The following is a 17,851-nucleotide window of genomic DNA, read 5'->3' as shown; positions in this document are numbered from 1 at the left end:
TCTTTCATTCTCAAAGCTTTAGCGCTTCAAACAAGTTGATTTAACTTAAACAGCAAGCCGATTTATGCAGTCACGACCGTTTCTACGCCTTCAAGATCGGCAATGTAACCTTGTAGACGCGGGTAATCCACCAAGCCTTGAGTCACCAGCAGTACAGGCTTCTTCGCATGCAGCGTCGCTTTAACAATCATATCCAACAAGGTAATAACCGCCTCATTTTGTGGATCAAAAGCGTGTTGCTGAGCTTCATTGTGTTTGTCTACGCCTAAAGTGAAAGACGCTAAGCTATCAACGTTTACCACTACACCATCGAAGTAATGAAGCAATCTTTCGCTCAGTAGCACTGCAGACGGCACATCGCATGAGAACAGTACTTTCAAACCGTTAAGGCCACGTGGTAACCCTTGCTCGGCAAGCAGGTCAATAATCTTAGCGGCATCGCTTAATGCTCGTACATACGGCACAACCACTTCGACGTTAATACCCTGCTCTCGCAACGTTTTAATAACCTGACACTCTAAAGCGAAAGCCTTGCTGTATTCTGGTGTCGCGTAACGAGCAACGCCACGAACGCCTAGTGCTGGGTTAATCTCTTCAGCTTCACAGTTCCCGCCAAGCAGCGAACGGAAGCCATAGCTGTCTGCACTACTTAATGCGATACGAACAGAAGTGTGATTTGGCTGAACGGCAGCTTGAATGGCAATCACTAACGTCGAAACAAAATGCTCATCGACGGTTTTATCGCCAAGGATCGCATCTAAAGACGTTTTTTCAATATCAGTCAGTGTATCTAAGTGACTTTCGATACTTGGGTGGTAGAAGACACGATCCATCACTAATTCTGATAACGAAACGTATAAGTGGTTGGAATTATTATTATCGTTGTAAGAAGGCAGCACATCACCTAAGACAAGTTCTGGGTGCAAAGTGCTTTGATTTTCTTGAGTCATTGCTGCTCCAGCATTTTTATGTTGTGTTCAAACGAAAATACCGATAGCTGCCTGTTAATACAAGTGAAAATCCCTTATTTGACGCTGGCCTGCTGATAAAAATAAGAATATTAGTAATAACTGAGATAACTTTGACTCAATAGAGTTTATTCCTCTGTTCAATTCCGTTATCTTAACCACTTCGCAATAGAATAAAAAAGCTATCACATGCCATTAAAAACTGATGAGTTGAGAACCCAAGCTCTGGGTCCTATGCCAACTCCTGCCGAACTAGGCAATGCACACCCTATTACTGACGACGTTGCTGAGCGCATTAAAAATTCTCGCCGCCAAATCGAAGATATCCTAACGGGTCGTGATAACCGCCTATTAGTTATCGTAGGCCCTTGCTCTGTTCACGATACAGACGCGGCACTTGATTACGCTGAGCGCCTAAGCAAAATTCAAGACCAGTACAAAGATGAGCTGTTCGTTGTAATGAGAACCTACTTCGAGAAGCCTCGTACTGTTGTAGGTTGGAAGGGTTTGATTACCGATCCTAACCTTGATGGTTCATACGCACTTGAAACAGGCTTGAACAAAGCTCGTAAGCTTCTGCTAGATATCAACAAGCTTGGCCTAGCTACCGCGACTGAATTCCTTGATATGATCACAGGTCAGTACATTGCGGACCTTATCACTTGGGGTGCGATTGGCGCTCGTACGACAGAATCTCAGATTCACCGTGAAATGGCCTCTGCACTGTCTTGCCCAGTTGGCTTCAAAAACGCGACCAACGGCAACATCAAGATTGCTATCGATGCAATTCGTGCAGCACATGCTTCACACTACTTCTACTCTCCAGATAAGAACGGCCGCATGACGGTTTACCGTACTTCTGGCAACCCATACGGTCACGTTATTCTACGTGGTGGTGATAAAGGCCCTAACTTCGACGCTGAATCTGTAGATGCTGCGTGTAAGCAACTGGCTGAATTCGACCTACCTCAACGTTTGGTTGTAGACTTTAGCCATGCTAACTGTCAGAAACAGCACCGTAAGCAGTTAGAAGTTGCGCAAGACATTTGTGAGCAAATTAAATCTAACAAGAACCAAATTGCAGGCATTATGGCAGAGAGCTTCATTATTGAAGGCAACCAGCCAATGACAGACATCAACAACCTAGAATATGGTAAGTCGATTACTGACCCATGCCTAAGCTGGGAAGATACAGCAACAATGCTAGACATGCTTGCAACAGCAATTAAAGATAGAAACTTAGCTTAAGGAAACAACACAATGCCATCATTTGACATTATCTCTGAAGTAGAAGCAGTAGAACTGCGTAACGCAGTAGACAACGCAAACCGTGAACTATCGACTCGTTTCGATTTCCGCGGCGTTGAAGCAAGCTTTGATTACAAAGATGAATCAGTAAAATTGACTGCTCAAGACGATTTTCAACTGAAGCAAATGCGCGATATCCTTCGCAGCAACCTAACGAAGCGTAATGTTGATCCTAACGCGATGGAAGCGAAAGCGGCAGACCAAACAGGTCGCACTTGGCACCAAACGGTTATCTTTAAGCAAGGCATTGAAACTGATGTCGCTAAGAAGATCGTTAAGCTAATCAAAGACAACAAAGTTAAAGTTCAAGCTTCTATCCAAGGCGACAAAGTTCGTGTAACAGGTAAGAAGCGTGATGACCTACAAGCTGTTATGGCTCTAGTTCGCAGCGGTGAACTTGGTCAACCTTTCCAGTTTGACAACTTCCGCGACTAATTATTGATTTTGAGCGACCGCCTATTTGGGTTGCTCATTCATCACAATGTCGTGTTTGAAATAGCAAAAAGCCACTTCTTTTGAAGTGGCTTTTTATTTATCTGGTCCAGCTTTAGTTTTATTCCGAGCCTCTAGCCGATTTCAAACAACCAGAAAGCTCTCATTTCAACTAGAAGCAACTACCTCAACTGAGTACTTGGGCTGCTGACAATTTTAGATCTTTGCCGACCAACAGATTAAACTCTACACTTGCTGGTGGAATAAACACACACACTCGTAATTTCTCTGCTCTTGCTTGCTCAAGCTTTGTTGATAGCTCTCCGCTGTTGGCGTAGCTCTCTCTTTCTGCATCTCGGCGGCACAGGTCGATAAATTCAAATGGACAATCGCTCGGTGAAAGTACGAGCTCTGCCTCCTGCATCAAACGTAAAGCTTTCATAGACAGCAGCTCGACATCTTGCTCGAATTCAATCCAAGTGACCTGCCCTTCGCTATCAATGCCTTCGCTTAGTGCTTGCTGATAGTAAGACTCTAACTGCTCTCTGTCATTCACCTGCTCGATAAAGCTGGATGACAAGAAATGCTCCCAAAATTTACGACGCTCATCGACGGTTGGGAATGACTCTTTGATTGAATTGCGTTTTGATGCACCGAAGTCTGCGATCAAGCCTATATTTTGTGGCAGTACTGTTTCGAGTTTTTCTCTAATATTTCTCACTAAAACAGGTGAAGCACCGCCGCTAGAGATTGCAATTTGAATTCTTCCGCGATTTATCATCGAAGGCGTGATGAAATCGCAGTAAGGTAAATCATCAACCACATTGACTAAAATACCCAGTTTTTTCGCATCATTATACACTTGATGATTCAGGCTTGGGTTGTCTGTTGTGGCCCAAACCTGCAAGTAATTTTTCGATATGATCTGTGACGAATAAAAGTTTTGAACCCAGTGAAGTTTGTTCTCGTCGACAAGCTGTTTTAAGTAAGGCGCTACCTTGGGAGACACCAAAGTCACATCCGCTCCAGCTCGTAGCAAGCTATCGACTTTACGGCAAGCAACCTCACCCCCACCAACCACCAGAATTGGCTTATTCTCTACATCCAAAAACATTGGGAAATAACGCATGTTCTTCCTTGAGACGACTTCAATAACTATTCAACCATGCTACCAAATTTGGAGCACATTAATAACTATCCAAGTGTAATAAAAATATTTATTCACCAAATTTCAATACTTCTTGAGTTTAATGTTTCATCATTGTGATGTTCATTCAGAATATTTATCTAGTCGATTATCAATATAAAAATCTAAATCTTGTTGCACCAACAGTGTGAGCCGTTGCACTATTTACATTCACATAACATTTGGTCATTCTAATTGTGTTCGGATTTGTGATTTCATTCAAAATTCTTTTTAAATTATACATTTGTGAAAGTACGGATCCTTTCCTAACCTTATAAACAGTTGCTTAAATCGCACACAGTTTCATTTGCAAAATGCAACTAGTGTGAATTGAGTAACAAGGTCATAGAAAACGCAACACATATAGAAAAACTCAAACGAGCACGAGTATCAGGTGTCACCTGGTTAACAAGGAAGGATACAAATGACAAATAAACTAACACTTCTTGCTTCAGTAGTAGCTGCATCAACTTCGATGATGGCAACATCAGCATCAGCGGCAGAAAGCACTCTGGACAAAGTCACATCTCAAGGTTTTCTAACTTGTGGTGTAAGTACCGGTCTTCCAGGGTTCTCTAACCCTAACTCAAAAGGTGAATGGGAAGGAATTGATGTTGAGTATTGTCAAGCTCTTGCAGCGGCTGTACTCGGTGACAAGACTAAAGTTAAGTATGTACCTCTAACAGCGAAGGAGCGTTTTACTGCGCTTCAATCTGGCGAAATCGACGTACTATCTCGTAACACAACATGGACATTACATCGTGACAGTGCTCTAGGTCTGAACTTTGTAGGCGTTAACTACTACGATGGTCAAGGCTTCATGGTTAAGAAAGAACTTGGCCTGACAAGTGCTCAAGAACTTGATGGCGCTTCTGTATGTGTTCAATCAGGTACAACAACTGAGCTTAACCTAGCCGATTACTTCCGTAACAGTGGCATGTCTTACAAGCCAGTGGTATTCGATACGGCAGCACAAACATCTAAAGGTTTCGACGCGGGTCGTTGTGACGTGCTAACTACTGACCAATCTGGTCTATATGCACTTCGCCTAAACCTAGCTGATCCTAAATCTGCAGAAGTACTTCCTGAAATTATCTCTAAAGAGCCTCTTGGCCCTGTAGTTCGTCAAGATGATGATCAATGGTTTAACGTTGCTAAGTGGACACTTTCAGCAATGGTTAACGCGGAAGAATACGGCATCTCTTCTAAAAATGCAGACGAAATGCTTAAGTCAAAAGATCCAAACATCAAACGTATTCTTGGTGTAGACGGTCCTAAAGGTAAAGGCCTTGGCATTCGTGACGACTGGGGTTACCAAGTAATTAAGCAAGTTGGTAACTACGGCGAGAGTTTTGAGCGTACTGTTGGTACAGGTTCTCCACTTCAGATCTCTCGTGGTGTAAATGCATTATGGAATGCGGGCGGCTTTATGTACGCTCCACCAATCCGTTAATAAATTTTCAAGCATCAATTAGGGCGGAGTTTTCCGCCCTATTTATTAAATGGATTTGAGGTTATAGTAGTATGAAACCTAATGAAACTATTTCTCCAGCTCAGGCAAAGCCACAGCCCAAAAGTGCCAACTTATTTTACAACCCCACTTTTCGCTCCATCATTTTCCAAATTATCGCCGTCGGGGCGCTTTGTGCTTTCTTTTACACGATTGTAAATAATGCACTCACAAACTTAGATTCCCGTGGTATCACCACTGGTTTTGATTTTCTCTCCCAAGAAGCTGGTTTTGGTATCGGCTTAACACTGATTGAATACGACGAGACCTTCTCATACGGTCGTACATTCTTTATCGGTCTTCTCAATACCGCTTTGGTTTCAGTACTCGGCATCATGCTAGCTACAGTACTGGGCTTTAGTATGGGTATCGCTAGACTCTCTTCAAACTGGCTAGTTAGCCGATTTGCAGCTGTCTACATTGAGATATTCCGAAATATCCCTCTTCTTTTACAAATCTTTTTCTGGTACTTCGCCGTTCTACAAGCCTTGCCTTCTGCTCGTCAAAGTATGAGTCTAGGTGAAGCAATTTTCTTGAACGTACGTGGATTGTACTTCCCTGCTCCAGTCTTTGAGCAAGGCAGTAGCATTGTCATCGCATCATTGATTGTCGGAATTATCGCGACGTTTATTATCAACATCTGGGCTAAGAACAGACAGAAACTGACCGGCCAACAAACACCGATGTTGCGAATTGCCGCTGCGTTGATTTTAGGCTTACCGTTGGTAACTTACTTTGTTATGGGCATGCCTATCTCTGCAGATTATCCTGTGTTGAAAGGGTTTAACTTCAAGGGTGGTGTTACCATAATCCCTGAGCTTGCTGCATTGATGCTCGCTTTAAGTATCTACACAGCAGCGTTCATTGCTGAGATTGTTCGTTCAGGTATTAACGCGGTAAACCATGGGCAAACTGAGGCTGCGATGTCTCTAGGCATCCCACGATCTAGAACTCTAAAGCTTGTCATTATTCCACAAGCATTAAGAATCATTATCCCACCACTAACCAGTCAGTATCTAAACCTGACCAAAAACTCATCACTTGCGATGGCCATTGGTTATCCTGATCTTGTCTCTGTATTTGCAGGAACAACACTTAACCAAACTGGACAAGCTATCGAAGTAATCGCGATGACAATGGGCGTATACCTAACCTTGAGCCTATTAACGTCCGCTCTAATGAACATATACAACCGCAAAGTAGCGTTGGTGGAGAGATAAGATGAGTACACATCAATTTCAACCTGATCTTCCGCCTCCAGCGAATACCGTTGGGCCAGTCGGTTGGTTAAGAAAAAATCTATTTAATGGACCTGTTAACAGCGTCGTCACTGTGGTCCTTGGTTATTTTGCTTTCACTTTATTGTGGGCAATAGCAGATTGGGCATTCATTAATGCTGATTGGATAGGAACAACTCGCGATGCCTGCACTAGCGAAGGCGCTTGTTGGGTTTTTATCAGCGTTCGTTGGGACCAATTCATGTATGGCTTCTACCCAGAAGCTGAACTGTGGCGACCTCGCCTCTTCTACGCAACGTTGGCCATTTTTGTAGCCTTACTGGCTTATGAAAAAACACCTAAACGCACGTGGATTTGGTTGTTCTTCGTCAACATCTACCCATTTATCATTGCCGGCTTGCTATACGGTGGCGTCTTTGGGTTAGAAGTTGTTGATACCCATAAATGGGGCGGCCTATTGGTTACACTGGTCATCGCACTTGTTGGTATTGTAGTGTCACTCCCTATTGGTGTTGCACTAGCTCTTGGGCGTCGCTCAGAGATGCCGATCATTCGCAGTATGTGTACGGTATACATCGAAATCTGGCGTGGCGTACCGCTCATTACAGTTCTATTCATGGCTTCAGTAATGCTGCCACTCTTTTTATCAGAAGGGACAGAAACCGATAAGCTGATTCGAGCACTTGTTGGGGTAGTACTATTCAGTGCAGCCTACATGGCCGAAGTAATTCGTGGTGGTTTACAAGCAATACCAAAAGGCCAATACGAAGCGGCTGATGCTCTGGGACTAAGCTACTGGAAAAAGACTGGGCTTATCATTCTACCTCAAGCTCTTAAAATCACGATCCCTTCAATTGTGAACACCTTCATTGGTTTGTTTAAAGATACCAGTCTTGTTTTGATTATTGGTATGTTTGATGTACTAGGGATTGGCCAAGCCGCGAATACCGACCCTGAATGGCTTGGGTATTCAACAGAAAGTTATGTATTTGTCGCGTTAGTGTTCTGGGTGTTTTGTTTTGGCATGTCGAGATATTCGATATGGCTAGAAAACAGACTTCACACCGGTCACAAACGATAATTAACAAGATCAAGGACGTATTATGACGCAGCAGACAGAAAACAACTCTCAAGGTCTTATGATCGAGTTGAAAGACATGAACAAATGGTACGGTGAGTTCCACGTGCTTAAGAACATCAACCTAGAAGTTAAAAAAGGCGAGAAAATCGTTATCTGTGGCCCTTCTGGCTCAGGAAAATCTACGATGATCCGTTGTATCAACCGATTGGAAGAGCATCAAAAAGGTCATATCTTCGTTTCAGGTAATGAACTGACAGAAGACCTAAAGAACATCGAAGCCGTACGCAGAGATGTAGGTATGTGTTTCCAGCACTTCAACCTGTTCCCACATCTTACGGTATTAGAAAACTGTACTCTGGCCCCTATTTGGGTCAAAAAGATGCCGAAGGAAGAAGCTGAAGCGATTGCGATGAAATACCTAGAGCGTGTAAAAATCCCGGAGCAAGCGGATAAGTTTCCAGGTCAGCTTTCAGGTGGTCAACAACAGCGTGTAGCTATCGCACGTTCTTTGTGTATGAATCCTCAAGTAATGCTATTTGATGAGCCAACATCGGCACTCGATCCAGAAATGGTTCGCGAAGTGTTAGACGTAATGGTAGAGCTTGCAGAAGAAGGCATGACCATGTTGTGTGTAACGCACGAAATGGGCTTTGCTAAAGAGGTCGCGGATCGCGTGATCTTCATGGACGCTGGCGAAATCATCGAAGAAAACAACCCTGTCGACTTCTTTGAAAATCCACAGTCGGACAGAACGCAGAACTTCTTAAGTCAAATCTTACACCATTAATGTGTTATGATGCATAAACTAAAGAGGCGGCTTAAGTCGCCTCTTTATTTTTCAAAGTTATAGATAGCTTTTAAAGTTTTAAGTAACGGAATAGATCGACCAAAGGTTGGACATCGTATCTTAGCTATACTTAATTACAGCCTAAAGAAATACTTTGTTACACCTTCAGAAACACTTAACCGACTATTTTGATTATTATTTTACGTATACAAGAGGAATGAAAGACTTGATTTTTCGAACTTTCACCCCCATAAATGTACTAATAACTATTGAAGTCACCTTACGAGGAAGATTATGAACAGCCCTATGTTTTCACGCACAGCATCTCAAGAAAGTGCTCTGCAAACCAATAAAGTGTTGCGTAACACCTACGCTCTACTGTCTATGACACTACTTTGGTCTGCTGTTGTAGCAGGCGTATCTATGGCGATGAACCTTCCTCGCCCTGGTCTTATCATCATGCTAGTTGGCTTCTACGGCTTACTTTTCTTGACTGAGAAGAACCGTGACAACAGCATGGGTCTAGTCTTCACATTCCTATTTACAGGTTTCTTAGGCTACACCATTGGTCCAATCCTAAATATGTACGTTGGCGCAGGCATGGGTGATGTCATCCTAACTGCACTTGGCGGTACCGCATTAGCGTTTATGGGCGCTTCAGCTTACGCTCTTACTACAAAGCGTGACCTGTCATTCCTGAACGGCATGCTACTAGCTGGTTTTGTTGTACTGCTTGTAGGTATGGTTGCGAATATCTTCCTACAAATGCCTCTACTATCATTGGCAATGAGCGGTATGTTCATCCTATTCTCGACTGGTGTGATCTTGCTTACAACGCAAAACATCATTCGTGGTGGTGAAACTAACTACATCTCAGCAACGATCAGCTTGTACGTATCAATCTACAACATCTTCATCAGCCTACTAAGCATTCTAGGCATCATGGGTAGCGACGACTAATCACTCCCATAACTGAAGAATATCTAGCCCAAGAGCCTAGCTCTTGGGCTTTTTTATATCTATCAGCACCAGAATTCTTTTGATAGCTGCAATATTTCTTGAGATCGCTATAAATCTATTGAGAAAAGTAAACTTGGTCATGTACCCTATCTGGATAGTTAACTGGATTCTGGATTAAACATGTTTGAATATAACGGCAAGCAAATCGAAACCGATGCTCAAGGCTACCTATTGGACTACACACAATGGGAAGAGGGTATGATTGAAATTCTTGCTCAAGATGAAGCTATTGAACTTACGGATGCGCACTTAGAAGTCGTACATTTTGTAAGGAGCTTTTACGAAGAGTTCAACACCTCTCCAGCAGTTCGCATGCTAGTTAAAGCGATGGAAAAGGCTCACGGCCCAGAAAAAGGCAACAGCAAGTACCTATTCAAGCTATTCAAGAAAGGCCCTGCAAAACAAGCGACTAAGCTCGCAGGTCTACCTAAACCAGCAAAGTGCTTGTAAAGACTAACCTGCTTTAGAACATTTCCGAATAAAAATACTGTAGTGACGAGCTACAGTATTTGAAATTCCCCGACACGCACCTTTTGTCGCTCTTCCTCTCCGACTTGACGTTTTGCTACACCATCAACTACTGCACTCTTAGGGCCGATTTTTAGCCATTGGTATAGCTTCTCGATTTGCCCAACCTCTCCGACCGCTAATACTTCTACTCGGCCATCATTTAGGTTCTTAGCGTAACCTGAGATACTCAAAGCTTGCGCTTGTCTGCTGGTGTGATAACGAAAACCAACACACTGGACTACGCCTGACACGACAAAAATAAATTGGGAACTTTCCATAACGTTGCCTCATAAATTATATGAATGATATAGTTAAGCTTCTATTCATTCACCGCTTATTGGTGGACTTACTTCGAGTATAACGATTATGAAAGAAATCCCATTTCGTTGGATTGATAAATATCTCATTCACCTAAAAATCCAAGAAAAGTTCTATCTACTCTTCTTATTACCTCTTCTCGCTCTTGTTATATTAACGCTCGTTTTAGATAGTGCAGCGGATTCATTACTGGCTCACCTTTATCAAGAAGAAATGCTCTTGATGAAAGGGCTTATTGAAGCGGGCCAACTCACGAAAGAGCAAGTTGCTCAACTCGTTAGTAGTTCTGATAGCATCTCTTTAGGCTATGGCGCGGGCTCTGTTTCAGTCATGAATGGCGCATTTAGTTTAGTGGCAAATCACGATCAAAACCTTTGGTCTGCACTCTCTACAACTCAAGTATCTATCATCGCGGTAACACTAACGCTGATCGCATTGGGTGTTTACTACATCATGACCTTTATTGGCGGTGCCATGTTCTCAATGAACAAAGCACTAAACACGCTTGCGAACGGTGACTTAACTTGTCGTATGAACTACTTCTTAGTTCGTGATGAATTCAGTGAAATTGCCATCACTATCGATAAGGTAGCAGAACGCGAACAAAACATGGTTCTTTCTATACAAGAATCTGTGGCACTTATGCAGCAAATCAGTTCGGATTTGAACCAATCAACACAACAAAGCTCAGACATTTCAGGTAATCAACAAGAACACCTGAATAGCCTAGCAAGTGCTACCGAACAAATGGCAGCAACGATTCGTGAAGTGGCAACCCTTGCACACGATTCTAGCTCTCAAACAATGGATGCTCGCGGTGTTGCTCAAAGTGGCCAAGTGAAGGTTTCGAATACTCTGCAGTCTATCTCTAGCCTATCTCAGGAGATCCAATCAGCCTCACAGGCGGTAGAAGAGCTTGACGCGAACGCTGCACAGATCGATGAAGTAGTCACAACCATCAATGGTATTTCAGAACAGACTAACCTGCTTGCTCTCAACGCCGCTATTGAAGCAGCTCGTGCAGGTGAACAAGGACGTGGTTTTGCTGTGGTTGCAGATGAGGTTCGTGCTCTTGCAGGAAGAACACAGCAAGCAACGGTTGAAATCCAAAGCATGATTGAATCATTACAGCGTAACAGTCAATCGCTAACCAAACTGATGGAAGTGACGGTTAACAACGCAAACGAAGGACAAACATTAATGTCTGAAGTTAACGTTGAAATCGGCTCTCTGGCTGAAAAGAATCAATCGATTTCAGACAGTAGTACTCAGATAGCAACCGCAGCTGAAGAACAAGGTGTTGTTGCTGACAACATCGCACAGAGTGTCGAAGAGATTCGTCATCAATCAGACAGCATCTGTGAAATGATCACTAAGAGTAATGCCAACGTTGATCAGCTTCGTAAGCAAAGCGACACAATGGAAGGCTTATTAACAGGACTTAAGGCTTAATCATTGAAATATCGTTACTAGGGCTGCTTCTGCAGCCCTTTCTTATTTGCTTTTCACCTGTACTTCCCCGACAATACCCCTCCTTCAAATTCAACAAACAGAGTAAATTATGACTCCTTCAATTCATCTAGCTAAAGGCCGAGATAAATCACTACGCCGCAAACACCCTTGGGTATTTTCACGCGGTATCGATAAGGTCGAAGGCGAGCCACAACAAGGTGAAACTGTAGACGTATATGCTCAAAATGGTCAGTGGCTTGCAAAAGCAGCTTACTCTCCAGCTTCTCAAATTCGAGCTCGTGTTTGGACATTTGAAAAAGAAGAAATCAACAAGGCGTTCTTCGTAAAACGAATTCAAGATGCGCAGTCTTTACGTGAAGACATCATCGAACGTGACGGCCTAACGGGTTACCGTTTAACAGCCGCAGAGTCTGATGGCTTACCTGGCATCACTATCGATAAATATCAAGACTTTCTAGTTTGCCAACTGCTAAGTGCAGGCGCTGAGTTTAACAAAAGCGTATTGGTTGAAGCGCTAATCGAGTGCTTCCCCGACTGCAACATTTACGAGCGCTCAGACGTAGCGGTTCGTAAAAAAGAAGGCCTAGAACAAGTTGTCGGTGTACTTCATGGTGAAGAGCCACCTAAGTCAATTGTGATTGAAGAGAATGGCGTAAAAATCAGCGTGAACATTATGGAAGGCCACAAAACGGGCTTCTACATGGACCAACGTGATAGCCGCAAAGAGTCGATGAAATACGTTAAAAACAAAGATGTTCTTAACTGTTTCTCATACACAGGTGGTTTTGGCCTTTACGCCCTGAAAGGCGAAGCTAAGCGTGTGATTAACGCTGATGTATCTCAACTTGCTCTTGATACAGCGAAGTTGAACGCTGAACTGAATGAGTTTGATATCTCTAAAAAGCGCGCTGTTTTCTTAAATGCCGACGTGTTCAAGCTGCTTCGTGAATACCGCGACCAAGGCACTAAGTTTGACGTAGTGATCATGGATCCACCGAAGTTTGTTTCAAGCAAGAACAACCTAACTTCAGGCGCTAACGGCTACAAAGACGTTAACATGCTTGCAATGCAAATCCTGAAACCAGGCGGCACCCTACTCACGTACTCTTGCTCTGGCTTAATGGGAACAGATTTATTCCAAAAGATCATCGCCGACGCGGCACTAGACGCAGGCCGAACGGTTAAGTTCGTTGAGCGCTTCGAGCAAGCAGCCGATCACCTAACAGATACAGCCTACCCAGAAGGTTTCTACCTGAAAGGTTTTGCTTGTAAGGTTCTTTAATTTTAGAGCTTTAGAATCTAGCTTTTCTAGAAAACAAGATGTATTAAAAAAGGGCCTTTCGGCCCTTTTTGTTATTCATGAATTAAGAGTTTGGTAGGTTAGTCATTAGTGAATTAACTAAATTCGTCAATTCATCACCGGAATAAACACCAGAAGAATCGACGTCAAAGCCATTAAGATTACTTGCTTGGCCCTGCAATACTATAGTTTGAGAACCTTGATCATTAGTAATGGTTAACTCTAGGTCTTGGTTGTTATCGCTAATCTTAGCTGACAAATGTTCAAGAACATCATCCATTGTATTTTCATCGTGAAGGAGTTCAGATAAATCAATACGGTCACTGCCCACTTCAAAGTCAGTAATAACGTCTCGATAGTCGTCAAGCGGTTCATCTACCCACTTGAATATATCATCACCTTCTCCCCCGACTAAGATATCATTTCCTAAGCCACCAATTAAGGTGTCATCACCACCTTGACCGTAGAGAATATCTCTACCTTCACCGCCTTCAATCGTATCGTCACCACCACGCGTGTCTCCGTCAACATTAAAAATCTCGTGATTATCACGGATATATTCATATACTTCTAATTCAGAAGGCTCGATACCATTTGACATTTCTGTCAAAAATGAAGTTAACGCGTCTATACCAGAACCATCAGGTAACGAATCAGGGCGTATCAAACCGTTCTCTGCCCAAGGTAGATTATCAGTATTAATCGCATCGCCAAATAGAATATCATTACCTTCATTACCAATAACTTCATCATTACCCATATTCGCAATATCGTATATGATAGAGCCACCTTGCAATGCTGCTTCCAGTTGCTCTGCACTTGTCACGTTTTGCACAACTCCAGCAACCGCTAAAGTAGGTGTAAGTAAATTGATCTGATCAATTTTGACTCTGCCTATAGAATTTATATTTGCATCGAATCCAATTTTTATAGTATAAGTTCCCGCATCTAATACTTCGCTTGTTATACTTCTTTGCGCCGCATTGTTTTGATCATCATAACCATTGTTAGACGCATCGTATTCACTGCCAAAATCGACCCGCTGACCATTTTGATCGTATATTCCCCAACTAATCTCACCATCATCAAATGCTAAATCAAAATCGACCTGTGCACTGTTTTCGACCGTGAAACTATTACTCGTCCACTCAGCTTCTACAGTATCCGAGCCATAGTCTTGGTCTTTAACCTGCAATTGATTACTTTCAATAGATACACCAAAGCGGTGACTGTTATCGCTGCCTGAATTGGTACCACTTAAGCTACCATTAAAGTCAAACAACACTTCCTTGTCATACAATCCAGGAACAGGTGTCAACTCGCCTGCGGTAGTATTGTCAAAGAACTGAAGTATATCAGCACTGATATCATCACCTATACCAATAGCTTGTACTTGAGCCTTCTCCGATAAAGATGCAAATGCCTCTAGAGCACTTTTTAATGCATCGTCATTCATCTCACTATTGCTACTGACATAAGGTTCACCATCCGTTAAGAAAAATGCCAAATTCTCGCTATCGTCACTAGTCATGCTAGCAAACCAAGAATCTGCTAACGATAGTCCTTTCTCATAATCAGTAACACCGCCAGCTACTAACTGTGTATCAATACTATCTAACAAAGCTTCATATTGTGGGGTGTTAACCGTAATATTTTGCGCTTCAAAATTAAATTCGATATTGGTATCGAAAGCAATAAGTTTGACGTTTACAGTCCCATCATGACTGGCAAGTGACTCAACCAAGTTTTTCAGTGCCGCTTCAACCATTTCAATTCGCGTAGTACCATCAGTTAGCGCGGCCATACTGCCCGAAGTATCCACAATTAGTGCTATGTTGTAATCCAACCCTGGTACTACAGTTTTAATAGTGCCTCCGCTATCACCTAACACTACATCGTCACCTGAACCACCGCTAACAATATTATCGCCGTTAGGATCAATTTCGGATATCGCGATAGAACCTGTTTCATCTTGAGCGTACTTAGGTAGGTCAACGGGTTCACCTTGCGCGTCAACTTCTTGAGCACCAGCTGTGACGGTTAACACTGGATTCGATCCTACGGGCGCTTCGACCATAACAGAAACTTTACCGTCACTATCTAATGCATCTACAGGAATTGTCCATGTACCGTTGCCGTTATCTGTACCGATGCTCAACATTGTACCAGTTGGAACACCACTCACAGTAACCTCGGTGATCACTTCACTACCGTCAGAATCGTTTAGCCCAACACTCAAATTAAGCTCAAAAAACTCTGATATCTTGACTAATGTACCATTTTCAAATTGATATTTTCCATCTTCAAAAAATATCGTCTCAATACTATAAAAGTCATGTCTAGCTGGAGCTTGGCCCACGGGAGTATTCTTTGGTATAAGAATCATTTGACTACCAATTGGCAAATTCTCATATACAACAGTAAAATCAGATAAAGAGCCTGGTACATAGGCACTATCAATGCCCGTACCTCCATCATAGTTGGTAGAAGCATTAATATTTTGACCAACTAAAATATCGTCGCCGGCTTCTCCCTGTAAATTACTTGAAGCACTTGTTGTACCGCCCAACAAAATATCATTATCATCACCACCAAGAAGGTAATCAGCAACTGATGCCCCCCCTAACAATATGTCTTCACCACTTCCACCTTGAGCTTGAAGGTATAAACTACTGCCATATTCGACAAAATCATCCCCACCTAAAGCTTCAATCCAGTTCCCACTATTAGAAACTAAATAGTCGTCAGATTCTGTCGCAATATCTGTAGATTGTAATCCTTCTTTAGTATTAGCTACTAATTCCAAAATACTATCTAGGGGTGTTTGTGTACTTATTAAAAGTTCAGCATCTACAACCAAGCCACTAGATTTTGGTTCTACATGAACAGTTACAGTCGCACTATCAGTCAACCCGTCTGCGTCTGTCACTACATAAGTGAAAGTCGCGTCACCAGTAAACCCATCATCGGGCGTGAATTGAATATCACCACTCTCACTAAGGCTCACTGTACCGCCGCTAACAGAAGTTACTGACTGAATTGTAAGACTATCACCATCAGGGTCACTGTCATTCGCTAACAAGCTAGCCGCACTAATTGTGGTTAATAGCCCTTCAACAGTGCAAAGTTCATCGTTTAATGTAGGGGCATCTAACAAAGGAGAGAAGTCACCAATTAGATCTCCATCGCTATCATACTGACCGATATCAACATCAAGAACAGCGTCTCCACCTTGATCCCAGTAAACAATTTCAATTGTATGGTAACCGGCATCAGTGATTTCAAAGACATTATGAATTCGCTCTGTTGGTGATTGGTTACTGTCTACTTCAGCAACGACAACGCCATCAATTTTGATTGAATAACCGTCGTCAGCATTCACCTTAAGCGCAAATTCCCCTTCATCTAAATAAATGGCCCCAGTTAAATTGAACACTCCATCGGTCGTACCGTTAGGAACATTACCAGAAATACTATCCGCGTCGTCACCTAAGAAGTCACTCAATTGAGCGTCATCATCAACTCCACTCTTCACGCTCAGAGAGTAATCGAGATCAGTTGCAGAAAAGGTTACATCCGGGTCACTCGCGTTAATCACTGAGAGGGCCGTCGCTACACTGCTCACTTGACTATTGTGTCCGTAATAAGCACCTGATAAACCGTGAGTATGAGTGTATGTATCGTCGTTGGCGATAGGAGAAACATCGTAGTCGCCGTCGGTCGCGTCCGCCGTCGCCGTCGCTTCGTTACCCGCGTCGTCTGAGGTCGTCACGCTCGCTTCTACGCGCGTATCTTCATCATCAACCAGGTCGCTGCCGTCAACTTCGATGCTGTACACCAAGTCGCCTTCGTCGTTTGCGAACACATCGCCTGTGTAGGTTTCGCCACTCACCGTTAAGGTCACGGTGTCGCCCGCTTTCACGTCGCCGCCAACGGTACCCGTAATGACCACTTTGCCATCCGCTTCGTCCGCGTTCACGGTGTTGTCCGCTGTGATTGGGTCGATCGTAATGCTCGCCGCCGCTTCGGTATCGATGATGACTTCAAGCTCGGCCGACGTCGCGCTATTGCCCGCATCGTCCGTCACTTTTACGCTCAAGTCGTAAGTGCCATCCGCCAGGTCGGCGCTCGGCGTGAAGCTCCAAGTGCCGTCTTGCTCTTCGGCCAGCGTGCCTTCTAGGGCAACGCCGTCTTTGAGCACCACGATACCCGCGGCCACCACATCGTCATCGATGTTGCCCAGCGAGAACGTCGGCGTCTTGTCATTGGTTAGGTTGTCTGTGTCGCTGTCGCCGCTGTCGCTCGACGCAAGTAAATCGATGGTAGGGGTACCCAGATCGATATCTAGGATTGTCTCGTCGGTGACATCGCCTGTGTTGCCCGCTTCATCGGTCACGTTCATGGTCACCGTCAAGGTGCCATCCGCTAACCCTGACAAGTCTTGACCTGTCACTGTCACGGCGCCTGTCTCTGCGTCCACCGTGATCGCTGCCGCTGGTACCGTTACGTCGTTCGCTGGGTTTCCATCGCTGATCACGATGCTGTTGACCGTGCTGCCCACTTCGACCTGACCACTTAAGGTCACGCTGTCCGCTTCGTCTTCGTTCACCAAGTCATCGTCGAACACGATGCTGTTCAAGCCATCATCTTGGCTTGCCGCCGTCGTATCTAGGATTGTCTCGTCGGTGACATCGCCTGTGTTGCCCGCTTCATCGGTCAC

General features: G+C 43.7%; 14 protein-coding genes. 10 read left to right on the top strand and 4 right to left on the bottom strand.

Annotated elements, in window-relative coordinates; translation table 11 throughout:
* Positions 1 to 62: 62 nt before the first annotated feature.
* Positions 63 to 950, bottom strand: coding sequence for a putative PEP-binding protein (locus tag OQJ75_RS15825; RefSeq protein ID WP_265973997.1), 888 nt, complete (start codon positions 948 to 950; stop codon positions 63 to 65).
* A gap of 207 nt (positions 951 to 1,157) precedes the next feature.
* On the opposite strand from OQJ75_RS15825, the gene OQJ75_RS15820 reads away from it, so the two are divergent.
* Positions 1,158 to 2,216, top strand: coding sequence for a 3-deoxy-7-phosphoheptulonate synthase (locus OQJ75_RS15820; protein ID WP_048615990.1), 1,059 nt, complete (start codon positions 1,158 to 1,160; stop codon positions 2,214 to 2,216).
* A 12-nt stretch (positions 2,217 to 2,228) separates the two neighbouring features.
* Positions 2,229 to 2,711 (top strand): YajQ family cyclic di-GMP-binding protein, encoded by a 483-nt coding sequence (locus tag OQJ75_RS15815; RefSeq protein WP_004733632.1) that lies wholly within the window; start codon positions 2,229 to 2,231, stop codon positions 2,709 to 2,711.
* Positions 2,712 to 2,895: 184 nt separating this feature from the next.
* Here the strand turns inward: OQJ75_RS15815 and OQJ75_RS15810 are convergent, their stop codons facing one another.
* Positions 2,896 to 3,837 carry a precorrin-2 dehydrogenase/sirohydrochlorin ferrochelatase family protein gene (locus OQJ75_RS15810; RefSeq protein WP_265973996.1) on the bottom strand — a complete coding sequence of 314 codons (942 nt, stop codon included), beginning with the start codon at positions 3,835 to 3,837 and terminating at the stop codon, positions 2,896 to 2,898.
* A gap of 481 nt (positions 3,838 to 4,318) precedes the next feature.
* On the opposite strand from OQJ75_RS15810, the gene OQJ75_RS15805 reads away from it, so the two are divergent.
* The 6 genes from OQJ75_RS15805 to OQJ75_RS15780 all read left to right on the top strand — a co-directional run bounded on the left by OQJ75_RS15805 (position 4,319) and on the right by OQJ75_RS15780 (position 9,980).
* On the top strand, positions 4,319 to 5,347 hold the full coding sequence (locus tag OQJ75_RS15805) for an amino acid ABC transporter substrate-binding protein (RefSeq protein WP_265973994.1): 1,029 nt from the start codon (positions 4,319 to 4,321) through the stop codon (positions 5,345 to 5,347).
* Positions 5,348 to 5,418: 71 nt separating this feature from the next.
* Entirely contained in the window at positions 5,419 to 6,624 is a 1,206-nt protein-coding gene (locus OQJ75_RS15800) for an amino acid ABC transporter permease (protein WP_061038970.1), read from the top strand.
* Between the two features lies 1 nt (position 6,625).
* Positions 6,626 to 7,723 (top strand): amino acid ABC transporter permease, encoded by a 1,098-nt coding sequence (locus tag OQJ75_RS15795; RefSeq protein ID WP_265973993.1) that lies wholly within the window; start codon positions 6,626 to 6,628, stop codon positions 7,721 to 7,723.
* A 22-nt stretch (positions 7,724 to 7,745) separates the two neighbouring features.
* Positions 7,746 to 8,510, top strand: a complete 765-nt coding sequence (locus OQJ75_RS15790; RefSeq protein WP_017059704.1) for an amino acid ABC transporter ATP-binding protein — start codon at positions 7,746 to 7,748, stop codon at positions 8,508 to 8,510.
* 294 nt (positions 8,511 to 8,804) lie between these two features.
* Entirely contained in the window at positions 8,805 to 9,470 is a 666-nt protein-coding gene (locus OQJ75_RS15785; protein WP_017057206.1) for a Bax inhibitor-1/YccA family protein, read from the top strand.
* A 180-nt stretch (positions 9,471 to 9,650) separates the two neighbouring features.
* Entirely contained in the window at positions 9,651 to 9,980 is a 330-nt protein-coding gene (locus OQJ75_RS15780) for a TusE/DsrC/DsvC family sulfur relay protein (RefSeq protein ID WP_017057205.1), read from the top strand.
* A gap of 50 nt (positions 9,981 to 10,030) precedes the next feature.
* Here OQJ75_RS15780 and yccX read toward each other — a convergent pair whose 3' ends face one another.
* Positions 10,031 to 10,318 (bottom strand): acylphosphatase, encoded by a 288-nt coding sequence (gene yccX, locus OQJ75_RS15775; protein ID WP_265973991.1) that lies wholly within the window; start codon positions 10,316 to 10,318, stop codon positions 10,031 to 10,033.
* An 88-nt stretch (positions 10,319 to 10,406) separates the two neighbouring features.
* On the opposite strand from yccX, the gene OQJ75_RS15770 reads away from it, so the two are divergent.
* Both OQJ75_RS15770 and OQJ75_RS15765 read left to right on the top strand, forming a co-directional pair.
* The gene (locus tag OQJ75_RS15770; RefSeq protein ID WP_265973990.1) at positions 10,407 to 11,810 is read left to right on the top strand and encodes a methyl-accepting chemotaxis protein; all 1,404 of its coding nucleotides are present in this window, start codon (positions 10,407 to 10,409) and stop codon (positions 11,808 to 11,810) included.
* Positions 11,811 to 11,919: 109 nt separating this feature from the next.
* Positions 11,920 to 13,113 (top strand): class I SAM-dependent methyltransferase, encoded by a 1,194-nt coding sequence (locus OQJ75_RS15765; protein ID WP_265973989.1) that lies wholly within the window; start codon positions 11,920 to 11,922, stop codon positions 13,111 to 13,113.
* An 82-nt stretch (positions 13,114 to 13,195) separates the two neighbouring features.
* Here the strand turns inward: OQJ75_RS15765 and OQJ75_RS15760 are convergent.
* A partial coding sequence (locus OQJ75_RS15760; protein ID WP_266067231.1) for an Ig-like domain-containing protein occupies positions 13,196 to 17,851 on the bottom strand: 4,656 nt, incomplete at its 5' end.

Source organism: Vibrio sp. 14G-20, from assembly GCF_026241515.1.
Taxonomy (GTDB): domain Bacteria; phylum Pseudomonadota; class Gammaproteobacteria; order Enterobacterales; family Vibrionaceae; genus Vibrio.
Note: the sequence above shows the minus strand (reverse complement) of the source record. Positions and strands in the feature narration are given on the sequence as shown.